Source organism: Streptomyces sp. NPDC044064 (assembly GCF_056434245.1).
Genome location: NZ_JBWKFN010000033.1, coordinates 100,853 through 116,076 on the forward strand (window position 1 = coordinate 100,853; position 15,224 = coordinate 116,076).

The 15,224-nt window shown below is 74.1% G+C and carries 6 protein-coding genes; all 6 read right to left on the bottom strand.

The features are described 5' to 3' along the window. Position 1 precedes the first annotated feature (1 nt). From AC07DS_RS38235 to AC07DS_RS38260, 6 genes are read right to left on the bottom strand one after another with little or no spacing between them, the layout of a single operon-like run. A complete protein-coding gene (locus AC07DS_RS38235) occupies positions 2–1,300 on the bottom strand; it encodes an NAD(P)/FAD-dependent oxidoreductase (protein WP_479153058.1) in 1,299 nt (432 codons plus the stop codon). A gap of 9 nt (positions 1,301–1,309) precedes the next feature. Then, positions 1,310–2,059 carry a 4'-phosphopantetheinyl transferase family protein gene (locus tag AC07DS_RS38240; protein WP_479153060.1) on the bottom strand — a complete coding sequence of 250 codons (750 nt, stop codon included), beginning with the start codon at positions 2,057–2,059 and terminating at the stop codon, positions 1,310–1,312. Continuing rightward, positions 2,041–3,846, bottom strand: coding sequence for an acyl-CoA dehydrogenase family protein (locus AC07DS_RS38245; RefSeq protein ID WP_479153062.1), 1,806 nt, complete (start codon positions 3,844–3,846; stop codon positions 2,041–2,043). The genes AC07DS_RS38240 and AC07DS_RS38245 overlap by 19 nt, the downstream gene beginning before the upstream one ends. Continuing rightward, on the bottom strand, positions 3,846–5,558 hold the full coding sequence (locus AC07DS_RS38250; protein ID WP_479153064.1) for an acyl-CoA dehydrogenase family protein: 1,713 nt from the start codon (positions 5,556–5,558) through the stop codon (positions 3,846–3,848). Before AC07DS_RS38250 ends, AC07DS_RS38245 begins: the two co-directional genes overlap by 1 nt. Next, on the bottom strand, positions 5,558–7,174 hold the full coding sequence (locus tag AC07DS_RS38255) for a PfaD family polyunsaturated fatty acid/polyketide biosynthesis protein (protein WP_479153066.1): 1,617 nt from the start codon (positions 7,172–7,174) through the stop codon (positions 5,558–5,560). Before AC07DS_RS38255 ends, AC07DS_RS38250 begins: the two co-directional genes overlap by 1 nt. A gap of 31 nt (positions 7,175–7,205) precedes the next feature. Next, a complete protein-coding gene (locus tag AC07DS_RS38260) occupies positions 7,206–15,077 on the bottom strand; it encodes a beta-ketoacyl synthase N-terminal-like domain-containing protein (RefSeq protein ID WP_479153068.1) in 7,872 nt (2,623 codons plus the stop codon). Positions 15,078–15,224 lie beyond the last annotated feature (147 nt).

The window sequence follows — 15,224 nt, forward strand, 5'->3', positions numbered from 1 at the left end:
GTCAGGACAGCTCGCGCAGGATCTCGGCCGCGGCCTCGGACCCGGCCGAGAACGCGGCCTCGTGGGAGCCGATCAGGTCCGGGCCCAGCCGCTTGGAGTGGAAGTACGATCCGGCCAGCTTGACCCGGGTGCCCTCGTTGGCGTCGTAGATCACGTCCTGCCGCTCGCGCAGCGCCATGTCGATGACCGGGTGGGTGTAGTCGAACTCGCGGATGACCGTCTCCGGGGCGGCCCGCCGGGGCGGGTCGAGGGTGACGAAGTAGTCCCGCTCGGCCTCGAAGTCCTGCAGCCGGTTCAGGTAGTAGGTGACGAAGCAGCGGGTCGCGCCGTCCACCTGGACCTTGCCGTAGTTCCAGGCCCGCCAGCTCCCGGCGGCGGCGGGCATGAGCGTCGGGTCGGTGTGCAGCACCACGCGCGAGCTGCTGTAGCGGACGCCCTCCAGCGCGGTGCGCTGGGCGCTCGTGGGGTTCTGCAGCAGGGCGAGGGCCTCGTCGGCGTGCGTGGCCAGCACCGCGTGGTCGAACCGCTCGGAGCCGGCGGCCGTGGTCACGGTGACCCCGTCCGCGTCCTGCCGTACGGCGGTGACCGGCGAGGACACCCGGAGGTCGGGGCCGGTCGCGGCGAGCGCCTTGCGCACGTAGGAGATCGAACCGCCGCCCACCGTGCGCCAGTCCACCCGCCGGCCGCCGAGGCCGCCCTCGTCGTGGCCGACGAAGAACGCGATGACCGTGGCCGCCGGCATCTCCCAGACCAGCTCGGCCGGCACGGACCAGACGGCCGAGCAGAGCAGGATCAGATACGAGTGGCGGAACTGCTCGCTGTATCCGCCCCGGTCGAGGTAGTCGCCCATCGACATGTCGGCACGGCCGCGGACGAAGTCGCGCCGGCTCTCCTCGTGGAACCGGCGCACCTCCCGCCAGACGTCCGGGAACCCGGGGAATCCGGCGGCATAACGCTCCTCGATCGCGGCCTCGTCGAGCTCCAGCTCCTCGGTGCCGTACTCGAGGCCGCTGTCGAGGTCGAAGAAGGTGAAGCCGCCCGGATGCGGGACCGTGTCCACGCCGAGTTCGTCGAAGAACCCGGTCAGCTGCGGGTAGAAGCGCCGGTTGCAGACGATGAACGCCGTGTCCAGGCCGAGCACGTGCCCGCTCTCCTCGACCTCCACGGTGTTGGCGTGGCCGCCGGGGCGGTCCTCACGCTCGAAGACGGTGATCCGGGCCCGGTCGCGCAGATGGTAGGCGGCGGACAGACCGGCGGGGCCGGCGCCGATCACGGCGACGGTCGGCGTGTGCTGGGACATGGCAGGTCCTTACGGTCGCAGAAGGTCGGGAAGGGGGATGAGGGGAGTACGGGAGAGGGCGGTCCCCGGGTCGCGCCGGCGCAGGCTGCCGCCGCCCTCGGTCGCCACGGCCACGAGGTGGTGCCCCGAGGGGCGCAGCAGGTCGAGCCGCCATCGGCGCGCCAGGTCCGGCCGGCGCCTGTCCACGACGGTGAACCGCCCACCGCCCTGGTGCCGGAAGCGGAGGTCCTTCGGGCCGCCCGCAAGACCGACGCCCATCCCCTTGAGATAGGCCTCGGCCAGCACCCACCGCTCACTCGTGGTCAGGCCGGGGTCCGCCGGGCCCAGGAATGCGCTCAGCAGACGCGTCTTCTCCGCGTCGAAGGGGACGCGCTCCACGTCCGCACCGCAGCCGCGCCCCCGGGTGAGCACACAGACGATCAGACCGTCCGTGTGGGACAGGTTGAAGCGCAGCCCGGCCGGGTTCGGGACCGGCTCCGGGCGCCCGCCCGCACTGCGGACGAACCGCCAGGTGTCCGGCGGCAGCCCGGTGCGGGTGCTCAGGGCCAGCCGGGCGAGCAGCCGCCCGCCGAGGAAGCGGCGCCGGGAGCCGGTCCGCAGCAGCCGGTCGTGCCGGGTGCGCTCGTCCGGGGCCAGCAGGTCCGGGCCGCCCAGCCGCGCGGCCAGCTCCGCCACCCGGTGCTCGGGCAGCGTCCACAGATCGGCCGCTCCCGCGTCCGGCCCCGCCTCGGCGTCCGTCGTCAGCGGGCTTCCGCGCACCGGGCACCCTCCGTCGGCGCGGTCCGCTCGGCCAGTGTGACCGGCCAGTGCGACAGCAGCCGGTTGTCGTCGTGCAGCCGGGTCAGCACGGCGAGGACCTCGTCCACGGCGGCCGGGTCGCGGTAGGCCTCGTACGGGTGGAACTGCCGGTTGATGCGCTCCAGTTGGAGCAGGAGCAGCGAGGGGCTCGGCAGCGGGCCGGCCATCAGGCCGTGCGAGTGGACGTAGGTGTGCACGCACGCGGCGGCCGCGTGCACCAGGCAGTACTCCCTGGCCATGTCGAACAGCTCGGCCGAGTGCGCGAAGCCACGGCCCAGCTCGGCGCGCAGCCGGTCCACCCGCTCCTCCAGCGGGAGCAGCCGGCCGAGCAGCTCGGTCGCCACGTCGGCGGCCAGCAGCAGCCGGTCGCGGTCCTTGTCCGCGGCCCGGTCGGCCAGCACCCGCAGCCGGATCAGGGAGTCGGGCGCGGCCAGTACGGCGTCGTCCAGGCCCCGGTTGGACAGCTCCTGCAGAGCGGGCCGGTAGACCGGCAGTTCGGTGTCCATGCTGTAGAGCACGGCCACCCGAGCGGCCGCCTCGGCACGTACCTCGGCGCCGGCGCTGCGGCCCTTCTCCAGCAGCGAGCCCAGCTGGTGGCCGATGTTGCGCAGGTTCACGACGGTGTTCCCGTCGGCCATGTTGGTCACCAGGATGTCGCGCAGCATCTTCTGGTGCATGCCGAAACGGGGGTGGGTGCGCAGGAACACGCGGGCCCCGAGTACCACGTTCAGCCGCGCCAGCGTCTCCTCCAGCAGGGTCGGCACCAGGTACTTGGCGGCGGAGGAGAAGACGCTCACCTGTCCGGTCGAGGCCTGGACGCTGCGGACGGCGCCGAGACACACCGCGTCCGCCACCATCAGATCGGCGAAGGACTCCGCCAACTGGCGTCCGGTGTACGGCACTTCGACGACCGGACGATTGAACAGGACGCGGTCCTGGGCGAACTCCAGCGCTGTGCGCAGCGAGGTGTCCACGCCCGACAGAGCCAGGCTGAGGATGACCAGGCGCGCGGTCTGGCTGGTCTTCAGGGCGATCTCCAGCCCCTGCCCCTCGGCGCCGACCAGGTCGGACTCCGGGACGAAGACGCCGTCGAGACGCAGCCCGCTCAGGTCCAGGGCCCGTACGCCGTGCAGCTTCAGCAGGGGCGTCTCCCGGACCGTCCCGGCCTCGGCCCGCCACTTGTCGACCACCAGGATCGAGTAGTCCCCGGCACCCTGGCGCGCCCCGGTGCGCGCGAAGACGACCATCCGGTCCGCGAACGTGGCGTTGCCGATCGGCCACTTCTCACCGGTGAGCCGGTAGCCGCCCTCGACCCGCTCCGCGACCACCTCGTTGCTGAGCAGATCGCTGCCGTGCGCGGCCTCGGACAGCCCCCACGCGAGCCCGACCCCCTGGTGGACCGCGTCGATCTGACGCCGCTTCTGCTCGTCGCTGCCCGCGATCCACAGCGGGGTGAACGCCGCGTTGGTCAGCCCGAGCGCGATGGCGGTCGCCCCGTCGCGCCGCGCCACCAGCCGCATCAGCATGAACCCGGTCTCCGGGTTGCCGGCCCTGCCGCCCTGCTCGGCGGGCAGACCGTAGTCCAGGAACCCCCAGCGGCGCAGCAGACTGACGAACCCGTACGGGAAGGCGTCGCGCTCGTCGTGGTCGAGCACCTCGGCGAACGACATCCGGCTCTCCGGGTCGTGCGGATCGCCGAGGTACTGCTCGAGCCGCTCGGCCAGTTCGGTCAACTCGGCCTGGGACATCAGGAGTCCTCCATCGGGTGAGAGGCGGAAGCGAGACGCACCGGCACGGCGGTCATCAGCCGCCCGCACCGGCCGAGCGCCAGCGTGGTGTCGAGGGCGGGCAGCAGGTCGGGGCCGTGGCGGCGCGGGTCGACGCCCTCGGCCCGGGCGAGCAGATAGGCGAGCGTCGCCCGCAGCCAGCCGGTGGCACCCGGCTCGGCGCCGTACAGCGACCGGTCCCGGTTGTGCCACCACAGGTGCAGGCAGGCGGCGGCCGCGTGCACCCAGGCGTACCGCTCGGCCAGGTCCACCAGCGCGTTGGGATCGGCGTCCCGCTCCCGCACGGCGGCCGCCCGCGGGCCGAGCCCGGTCACGGCACCGCCGAGCCGGCGCACCAGGGCCGCCGCCGGGTCGTCGCCCAGGTGCTCGAGGGCTCCGGCGACGACACCCGGCAGAGCGCCGAGGACGGGGTCCGCGCCGCGCGCGACGAGGTCCAGCCGTGCCGGGTCGTACGACGGCAGCTCGGCGTCCAGGGCGAAGATCCGGCGCACGCGGTCCACGGCGGGCGTCTCCTCACGGGTGACCAGAGCCGGGATCTGGGCGGCGTACGCGCGCAGGTTCGCCAGCGGGCTCGCGTCGATCACCCGGACCACCGCGACATCCCGCTGGATCTTCTGGAACATGCCCGCACCGGGCGCCTGTTCGCGCAGCACCGCCCGGGTGGCGAGCACGGCGGCGCAGCGCCGGACCAGATCGTCCGTGGCCTCCGCGACCACGTGCTTGGCCGCGAGCGCCCAGACGCTGAACACCTCCGGTACGACGTGCACTCCCCGTGCGGCGGTCAGCGCCACCGCGTCGGCCGCGAGCTGCGCCGCCGAGGCGACGGCCAGGTCCCGGCGCGGATGGGGCACGTCGAGCAGGGGCACCCGGGCGACCTGGCGAGCGGCGGCGAAGCCGAGGGCCAGACGCAGCGCCGTGTCGGCGCAGCCGAGGCTGCCCGCCATGCTCATCAGCCGCACCGCCTGCTGGGCGAGAACCGCCACCTCCAGGCCCTCCCCGGCCTTGCCCACCAGGGCGTGCTCCGGCACCGGGAGACCGGCGAAGCACAGCCGCGCGGTGTCCACGCCCCGCATGCCGCCGGTGCGGGCGGCCGGCTCCCGTACCAGACCGTTGCGCCCGGCCCAGTCCGCGTCCAGCAGGTAGGCGGAGAAGGCGCCCGGCCCGCGGGCGCCGGTGCGGGCCACCACGTACACGGCCTCGCAGCGCAGGCCGTTGCCGACCATCCACTTCTCGCCGTGCAGCAGCCCGTCGTCGTCCAGCCGCACCTCGCCCGACAGCAGGTCGCTGCCGTGCTCGGCCTCGGTCAGCGCGAACGCCACCGTGCCGCCCCGGGTGAGGATGTCCGCCGTCCGGGCCCGCTGGTCCTCGTCGCCGTGCAGCTGCAGACAGGTGGCGGCGATGATGCCGAACATGGTGCCCGGCATCACGTTCACGTCCCGCCGGGCCGCCGCGCGCACCAGGGTCAGACTGCGGTCGAACGACTCGAACGCGCCGCCCCACTCCCTCGGCAGGTAGTTGAGGTGGAAGCCGGCCGAGACCAGTCGGTCGCACAGTTCGTCCGGGTGGGCGTCGGCCTCGTCCCGGGCGACCGCCGCGGCGAACCCGTACGGATTGCCCGGATCCTCGGGATCGCCGAGGAGTTCCTCCACCGACTCGGGTGTCAGCCCGCCCATCACACGGCCTCCGTCAGGACGGGCAGCTCCAGCGGGACCGGGCGGTAGTCGGCCGCCGCCGACGGCAGGGTCACGCCGGCGGTGGCCAGCTGGGCGATCCGGGTGTGGAAGGCCGCGCCACGCATCAGGTGGTGGGCGACATCGGCCACCGTCCGGTTCTCCGGGGTCTTCAGATAGCTGCCGGACACCCAGGCGTTGAAGCTGCCCATCGCCGGACCGCACCAGATCTGGTAGTCGGCGGTCCGGTCGGCCTCGCCGGTCACCGCCCAGCGCGAGGCCATGCCCAGGTACCAGCGGAACACCAGGGCCATCCGCCGCCTGGGGTTGTCCGCGGCCCGGGCCAGCTGCTCGGGGTCGCGCCGGGTGAAGTACCGGACGCACTCCTGCCAGACGTCCTCCAGCGGACGCCGGAAGATCTGCGCCTCCAGCCGTGCCCGCTCCTCGGCGGGCAGCGCCTCGATGCCGTCGTACGCCTGGTAGAGCCGGTACAGCTGCTGGGCCCGCATCGCGAACATCGAGCCCCGGCGCAGCACCTGGAGCTCCACGCCCATCTCGAACATGTCGGCCGCCGGGGCCATCGCGCAGTCCGTGACGTCCGCCTGCGCGAGCAGCTCGCGGGCGGCCGGGGAGGTGCCGGACTCCAGACAGGACTGGTTGACGGAACCCGTCACCACATAGGCGGCGCCCATGGCGAACGCGGCGGCCACCGCCGTCGGGGTGCCGAGACCGCCGGCCGCGCCGACCCGGATCGGGGTGGCGTACCGGTGCTCGCGCTGGATCTGGTCGCGCACCCGCAGGATGACCGGGAACAGTGCGGGCAGCGGGCGGCGGTCGGTGTGCCCGCCGGAGTCCGCCTCCACGGTGATGTCGTCGGCGAGCGGCAGCAGATGCGCGAGCCGCGCCTGCTCGGCGGTGACCAGGCCGTCCCGCAGCAGCGTGTCGACCAGGGCGGCCGGTGCGGGGCGCATGAACCGCTCGGCGGTCTCGGCCCGGGACACCTTGGCGATGACCCGGTTCTCGGCCACGACCCGCCCCGACGGGTCCTGGCGCAGCCCGGCCAGCCGGTAGCGGACCAGATGCGGGGTCAGTCCCATGAAGGCCGACGCCTCCACGCAGCGCACACCGCCCCGCAGGAAGAGCTCGACCGCCTCGCGCTCCAGCCGGTCCTCGCTCGGGCTGTGGATCAGGTTGACGGCGTACGGCAGACCGGGGATCTCGGCCGCGAACCGGGCCAGCGCCTTCCCGATGGTCTCCGGCAGCAGGCCCGCCGCGCCGAACGAGGCGAGGAAGCCCTGCCGGGCCAGCGCGATCACCAGGTCGGCGGAGGCGATGCCGCCCGCCATCGCCCCGGCCATGTACGACTGCCGCACACCGTGGGCGGCACGGAAACCGGCCGAGCCGAGCCGCTGCGGGGGCAGTGCCGGGGCGGCGGCCAGGACGCCCGGCCCGTCCCCGCCCGGGGCGGCGGTGCCGCCGGCGACCGCGCCGGCGCCCCGGGCGGTGGACACGATGAAGCAGGGCTCTTCCACCCGGCTCAGGACCTGGTTGATCCCGGCCGGGTCCACGCTCGGATACCCGTCCCCGTACCAGCGGAGAGGGGCCTGGGGGGTGCTCATGGACAACAGTGCTCCTCGGCTGTGCGCGGCGTCAGCCGGCGTCGGGGCGGACCTCGATGGCCACGTCGGTGAGTTCGTAGATGCGCAGGCCCGGCTTCCACAGGTCCGCGTCGGCGATCAGCAGCAGGCGGTCCGTCTCCCGGCGGACCTCCTTGATGTGCACGTCGAAGAACAGCTCGCGGTCGTCGCGCAGGATCTGGCCCCGGTACTTCCAGGACATCTCCACCCCGGTGGCCATCGCGAACCGGGGCCGGTCCATGCCCTCGGCGAGGTTCTCCTCCAGCACGAACAGCCGCATGGCCTGCAGCACCGCCTCGACACCGAGGGAACCGGGCATCACCGGGTCGCGGTGGAAGTGGCAGTCGAAGTACCACTCGTCGGGCCGGATGCTGCGGAAGCCGTGCACATAGCCGGCGCCGAAGCGGCCGCCGTCCGCGACCAGGTCGACCCGGTCCACCAGGTCGAACCGGCCGCCGGGCAGGCGGAGTTCGCCTCCGGGGGCGTCATCGGGGGCGTCATCGGGGGCGGGCGCCGCACCGCCCGCCGGCTCGATGTGCCTGACCCGCCCGGCGGCCGGGGCTTCCGCCTCGATCCACGGCTTGACGTAGGTGCCGCTGTCGAGACCGACCTGGTTGGACAGCGCGGCCGCGTTGAAGTACCCGAACAGCGACTCGCCGGCGTAGAACACCTCGCCGTCCGCGCTGAGTTCGTACGAGAAGTTCTGCAGCACCGCACCCGAGACGACACTTGTCATGAGCAGCTTCGAGTGGTGCCGGACGGTCTTGCCGCGCAGGTCGATGTCCTTCACCAGGGTCGCGCGGCCGTCGAGGTTGCGGATGGCGTACTCCTCCTCGGGCTGCCGGAGCGTGGCGCCGAGGTAGTAGCCGAGGAAGATGGCGGCCTGCAGCGAGGACTCCATGTACACGAAGTTCGGCATGTACGGCGAGGAGTTCTGCGCGTAGTACCAGGCGTCGTCCGGGGAGTCGTACTCGGTGACCATCTCGGAGCCGGGGCTCAGGTCGCCGCGGGTGCCGGTCAGCTTCATGACCCGGTCGACGAACTGGAAGTCGCCGTTGGGGATGTAGGGGGCGCGGCTCGTGCGGTAGATCTCGAACTCCGGGCCCATCGCCATGTCCAGCAGGCCCTTGGCGGAGTGGGCGAGGTGCAGTTCGTTGATCAGGGCCGGCTCGCCGCTGCGGTTTCGCCGGCCGAGGAACTCGGGCACGCCGCCGGTCTCCGGCCGGTACGGCGTCCCGGGCTTCTCCACGATCTGCAGGCCGAGGTTCTGCATCCGGACCACCGGCTTGTCACCGAGGTACACCAGGACGTCCGCGATCACCATGGGCCGGGGCAGCAGGGTCAGCTCGGTGACCTCCACCTCGTAGCGGATCTCGGCGTCCTTCGGGGTGACCTGGCCGCGCACCTGGACGTCGATCCGGCGCTCGGTCACCGTCTGGAAGCGGGCGTCCGGCAGCGTGAGGTGCAGGCCCTGGTGCATCAGGTAGATCTGCAGCAGTTGCACGGCACCCTCGGCGATGAGGGAACCGGCCAGCACCGGGTCGTCCGGGAAGTGGCAGGTGAAGTACCAGGCGTCCGGCTCGAGACGCTTGACCGCGGTGATCAGGCCCAGCTCACAGGGCCCGCCCTTGCGGTCGACGGTCACCTCGTCGACCATGCGCAGCCGCTCGTCCGGCAGGCGCAGCGCCGGGTTGATGCCCGGGTCCTGCGCGTGGTCCGGGCCGAACACGTCCCCCGGGCGCCCCTGGGCGAGCAACTCCAGGTCATGGGCGTCCAGTCGGTGCTTGCGGGCGTAGGCCAGCGGCTTGAACGTGCCCTTGGGCAGCACGGCGCGGCGGGCCCGGTCCTTGTCGGTGAGGACGACGCCGAGCGGGGTCGCCAGCTCCTGCTTGCTGAAGAACCCGGCGCAGGCGTCACGGAGCTGGAGGATCAGCTCGCCGTCCGCGAAGCAGTCGTAGCTGAAGAAGAAGATCGTGGTGTCGCCCTGGTGGACGAACCGGTCGATGGAGATCTCGTAGCGCAGCGTCTGCCCGGTCGTGGGCAGCCCGCCCTTGAAGATCAGCGAGCTGTCCAGCAGCCGGTAGACCCGCTCGCCCTTGTTGCGGAAGTCGATGCCGAGGTAGCTGACCAGGAGAAGGTCGCACTGCCCGGCCTCCACGGTCACCGCCGGCGGCACCCCGCCGTCCACGCCGTACCAGGCGTCCTCGGGCAGGTCGTACTCCGTGGTGATGCGGGCGGGTTCGAGTACACCGGGCTCGGCGTCCAGCTCCGTGACCCGGGTGACGAAGTGGTACGGCGGTGCGGGCAGCCGAACGCGTGCGGCGAAGGTGTCGATCTGGGCGAACCGGGCCCCGAACACCTTGGCCACGGAGCCGGTCGCGAACTCGAGCAGATCGGCCTCGTCCCAGATGACGCCCTCACGGGCCGGCGCTGGCGCCGGAGCCGGGGCCGGAGCCGGGGGCTCGGGCAGGGCGGGGGGTGCCGTGCGCTCCACAGCGGGAGCAGGAGCGGGGACCGGCGGCACGGGAGCCGACGTCGTGGCCGGCGCCGTCGCATCCAGCAGGGCCTCGGCCCGTTCCAGGGTGGCCGCCTGGAGCACCCGGTGGGTCTCCATCACCACGCCGTGCGCGGCGAGCATCTCCCGGCGCAGGTCGTGCACCAGCTCGGCGGCGGGTCGTCGGCCTGGTCCGGACGGCGCCGGGCGGTACGCCGGCGGGGCGGGCGGAGTGGCCGAGGGCGGGGAGGTCACGGGCGGAGCCAGGGCCGCGGGCGGCTGCGGAGCGCCCCAGGGCAGGGCCGTGATCGGATCCCCGTCGAAGGTGATCACCTCGGAGATCTCCAGCGTCGGGTCGGCAGGCATGGCGGCGGGCTCCTCCGGCGGGACGGAAAGGACGGGTACGACGGGTTCGTGGACCCCGGCGCCCGAGTGGGCAGGAACGGGGCGGGCTGCACGCGCGTCGGCCGACCCGCGCGCGGCCGCGGGAGCTGCCGCTGCCCGGGCACCTGCCCGGCCGGTGGATGCGGGGAGGCTTGCGGCTGTCGCTTCCGGCGGGTGGACGGGTGCGGGGGTGGCCGAGGTGTTCGTGCTCGCCCGGCCGGTGGATACGGGGACGTCTGCGGTTGTGGGAGCCGACGGGCGGGCGGGTGCGTTGGTGGCCCTGGTACTTGTGCTCGCCGGGTCGGCGGAGGTGGTGAGGCTTGCGGCTGTCGCTTCCGGCGGGTGGACGGGTGCGGGGGTGGCCGAGCTGTTCGTGCTCGCCCGGCCGGTCGATGCTGGGAGGCCCGCGGTTGTTGCTCCCGACGGGTGGGCGGGAGCGGGGGTGGCCGTGGCAGCGGGGACGCCTGCGGCTGTCGCAGTCGGTGGGCGGGTGGGCGCGTCGGGGGCCGCCGCAGTACCTGTGCTCGTCGGGCCTGCGGACGCGTGGAGCGCTGCGGTCGTTGCACCCGCCGGGCGGGCGGGCGTGGAGGAGGGCCCGGGCGCTTCGCCGGCCGTGCCGGCCGGGGTGGCGGGCTGCAGGTGCCCGGCCGGGACGGGTGCCGCCGTTGCGGGGGCCCCATGGGCCGGGGCGGCCGGTTCGGCGGAGACGGTGATCAGGGCCTTGGCCGCCTCGCGGGCGATGCGGTCCGGGATCGGCTCGCCGCGGCCCACCCGGACCGGGGGCAGTCGGCGGGCGGGGCGTTCGGACGGGGCCGGGGCCGGTTCCTGGAGGGCCGCCAGGTCCACCGGGAGGCCGTGGCCGACGAGGCGGGCCGTCAGGTGGGCCAGCGGTGTGGTCGCCGGAACGCCCCGGCGGTCCACGCAGGCGGCCACGTGCGGGGCGTCGCCGAGGGTGTCCCGGATCCAGCGGGAGCAGGTGGCGCCGGGCCCGACCTCGATGAAGTAGCGGTAGCCGCGCTCGTAGGCCGCGTGCACCAGCCGCGGGAAGTCGATCGTGGACCGCAGGGTGTGCGCGATGCGCCGCGGGGACTCGGCGAGCCGCTCGGCAGGCAGGGGCCGGTAGTCGTATGCGCTGAACAGCTCGAGGTCCCCGAAGGAGCCCGTCGGATAGTCGTTCATCCGGGCGAGGCCGTCGAGTTCGGGGTCCACGACCGGGCAGTGCATGACCACGTTGACGGGGGAGCGGGCGGCGGGGCAGCCCAACTCCTCGATCAGCGCACGGCACTGCGCCGGATCACCGGCGATCACCAGCTCGCGCGGGGTGTTCACATGGGTGAGGTGGACCCGGTCGTAGCGGGCCAGCGCCGCCCGTACCGGTTCGGCGGACGCCAGCAGCACGTGTGAGGCCCACACGTCCCCGTCGGGGGTCCGTGCGGGCAGATCCCACAGCTCCCGTACGGTCCGGCGCGGCCCGCACAGGCGGTTCCGGAAGATCGGGCTGTCGCTGATCAGCGGGTCGCTGCGCCCCGCCGGGTCCCAGCCGCCGGTCGCGAACAGCATGCTGGACTCGCCGAGGCTGTAGCCGAGGCCGCCGTGCGCGGTGATGCCCAGTACCTCGCGCACCAGCGTGGTGTAGAGGATCGCGAAACTGGTGCCGGTGGCGAGCATGAACGGGACGTCGTCGCCGAGGCTCTCCTCCAGCCGCATCAGGCCGCGCCGGTCCAGGGCCTCCAGGGTCCGCGGGTACAACTGGGCGGCCCGCAGCATCCGGGCCGGCTCGGCGGCCTGCTGCTCGAAGCGGTCCAGCAGGGCCGGGAAGGCCCGGAAGAGGTCCGCACCGAGGCCCGGATAGCTGTTGAAGGCGCCGGGGTAGACGAGTGCGACCCGCCCCTCGGGGCCGAGCGGCCGCGGGGTGAAGAAGGAGCCGGCCGGGGTGGCCCACTCCCTGCCCTCGGCGTGTGCCCCGGGTACGTCCCGGACCGCCAGCTCCAGCTGGCGCAGCAGACCCTCCCGGTCCTGGCCGACGAGCACGATCCGCAGCCGCCGCCCGTCCGGCCCGTGCGCGGAGTCCCGGGCCAGCGCCCGCGGATCGGCGCCGTCCTCCAGCAGCGCACGATGCCGGCCGGCCTCGGCGACCAGCCCGTCCGCCGTGTCCGCGGCGACGACCAGCAGCACCGGTCCGCCCGCCCGGGACCAGTCGGCCGTCGGGCGCGGCCGCTCCGTACCCGGGACGGACGAGAGGACCACATGGGCGTGTGAGCCCGAGGCGCCCCGGATGCTCACGGCGGCATGCCTGCGGCTGTCCGCCCGCTCGCGCAGCCAGGGGCGGGAGACGTCGGGGACGTGGAACGCGGAGCCGGCGAACGCGTCCGCGAGGTCGGGCTCGGGCCGGCGCCAGCCACGCGTGCCGGGCAGATACGCCTGCCGCAGGCACAGCACCGTCCGGATCAGCCCGGCCATCCCGGCCGCACAACCGGCGTCGCCGAGCTGCGCCTTGACGCTGCCCAGGGCGGTGGCGCCGGCGCCCGCGCGGTACACCCGCGCCAGCGCGTCGATCTCGGTGCGGTCCTCCCCGGCGGTACCGCCCGCATGGGCCTCCAGATAGCCCACTTCCGCGGCCGCCACCCCGGCGTCGGCCAGGGCCGCCTCCGCCGCCTCGGCGAGCGGGGCGGCGGCCGGGCCGGGCATCGGGCCGGACGCCGGCGCGTACCGTACGGCCAGCCCGCCGACGCGGGCGTGCACCCGGCCCGGGACGGTGTCCGCGCGGGTGACGACCAGGGCTCCGGCGCCCTCGCCGGCCTGCCGTCCCCGGCCGCCCTCGCCGAAGGAGAGCCCCGGTTCGCCGGCCGGCCCGGGCCGGGTCAGCAGCTGCTCCGCCGAGCCCGCCAGGTCGACCGCGCCGACCAGCACCGCCTCCAGGTCCGGGTCGAGCAGCAGCAGCCGCGCGACCTGCAGCGCCTCGGCGGTACCGGCGCCGTCCCCGGACACGGTGAACGACGGCCCGGTGAGGTTCCAGCGCGAGGAGATCCGCCCGGCCATCACGTTGCCGATGTAGCTGAGCACCTCGTTGGCGCCGATCGGGTCCACCACGGCGTCCCGGGACACCTCGGTGAGCGCGGCCCGCTGCTCCTCGGTCAGCCGGACACCCGCCCGGTCCAACTCGCCGCGCAGGAAGGCCCCGAGGCCGTACCGGGTCAGCCGGGCGTGCGTGTACGGCTCGATCTCGGTCACCACCACCACGGCGACCCGGCGCGGCCCGGGGGTGTCCCGCGCCCCGGCGCCGAGCCGGTACCCGGCGTCACGCAGCGCCTCGTCGGCGACCTTGGTCAGCACCGCGTGCTGCGGGTTGTAGATGCGCAGGTCGGACGGTGGCACCCGCAGCTCGGCCGGGTCGACGTCGACCCCGTCCACGAAGGCACCGCGCAGCGCGTCACCGGTGAGACCCGCCTGTTCGAGGGTGCCGCCGCCGGTGCGGTCCAGGCCCCGCCAGCGGTGCTCGGGCAGCGGCCGCAGATCGTGCCCGCCGCGGTGCACGGCACGTTCGAAGGCGTCCACGGACTCCAGCGACCCGAAGTGCGCCCCCAGACCCACGACGTCCAGAGCGGGTAGCTCGGGGGGAGCCGGGGGAGCGGTGGGAGCAGGGAGAGCCGTCGCGGCCGTCGTGTCCGGCCCCGCCGACAGCACGACGTGCGCGTTGGTGCCGCCGAACCCGAAGGCGGACACCGCCGCCCGGCGCGGACCCGGCCCCTCGGGCCAGGCCCGGGAGGCGCGCACCAGGGTCCGCGCACCGACCTCGCCGTCCGCGGAGGTGACCGGACGCTCCACGCCGACGGTCGCCGGGATCGTGCCCTCCTGCATGGCCAGGACGACCTTGAGCAGGCTGCTCAGTCCGCCGACGGTCAGCAGATGCCCGATGTTTCCCTTGACCGAGCCCAGCAGCGGCACGCGGCCGTGCGCGCCGAAGAACTCGGCGACGGACTCGGCCTCGGTCGCGTCCCCGACCGGGGTACCGGTGGCGTGGCACTCCAGGTAGTCGATGCCGGCCGGGTCGACACCGGCGTTCGCGTAGGCGCGCGCGAGGGCGTCCAGCTGGCCGGACTTGCGCGGCACCAGGGGATGCCGGCCCGCCCCGTCGTTGGAGAGGCCGATGCCGTCCACGACGGCGTGGATGCGGTCGCCGTCGCGCAGCGCGTCGGCCAGCCGCTTGACCGCGACCATGCCGGCGCCCTGACCGGTGACGATCCCGCCGGAGCGGCTGTCGAAGGGCTGGCTGAACCCGTTCTCCGGGTAGGCGTGCAGATCGGAGAACGACAGGTGGATGAGCGTCGGATCGGGTGCGCAGACGCCGCCCGCGAGCACCACGTCCGCCTCGCCCGCCGCGAGATGCCCGCAGGCCAGGCTGAGCGCGTAGAGCGCCGACGAGCAGGCGGCGTCCAGGCAGTAGCGGGGCCCGCCGAGCCCGAGGGCGGCCGCGGTGACGGCCGCGGGCGAGCCGCTCACCCGCAGGTTCTCCGGCAGCAGGGCGTCCCGGTCGACGAGCGGACGCGCGCCCGCCAGGCCGTCGAGCACCCGGCCCAGACCGGCCAGCACGGCCTCCTGCGCCAGCGGAACACTGACCTGGGCCGAAGTGGGCGTCGGGAACGAGTAGTTGCCCATGACCAGGCCGGTGCACGCCAGGGTCTGCCGGTCGTCACCCAGGCCGCAGTCCCGCAGCGCCTCCCGGGCGGCGTACATGGACCAGTGGAAGATCCGGTCGAGCCGGCCCAGATACCCGGGGTCCAGCCGGTAGCCGGCCGGATCGAACACGAAGTCGGTGATGAACCCGCCCCGGCGGGAGGTGATGCGGTGGCGGGGGTCGAGGTCACGCTCGTCCGGCTCCGGGCCGAAGACCTCCGTACCGCCGTCACGGCGGCTGTCCGTACCGGCGAGGAGGTTCCGGCGGAACTCCTCGGGAGTCCGGGCACCCGGAAACAGGCAGGAGATCCCGACGATGGCGAACTTGTGCATAGCAGCTGCTTCCTCCAAGGTGCCGGTCCCGGGGGGGGGGGGGGGGGGGGGGCCCCCGGGGACGGCGGTGCGTCCGTTTGCGCCGAGGCTCACGAACCCGGCGGCCAGCCGGCGGGGGGACAAGAGAAGGGCAGAGGGGGGAACGGA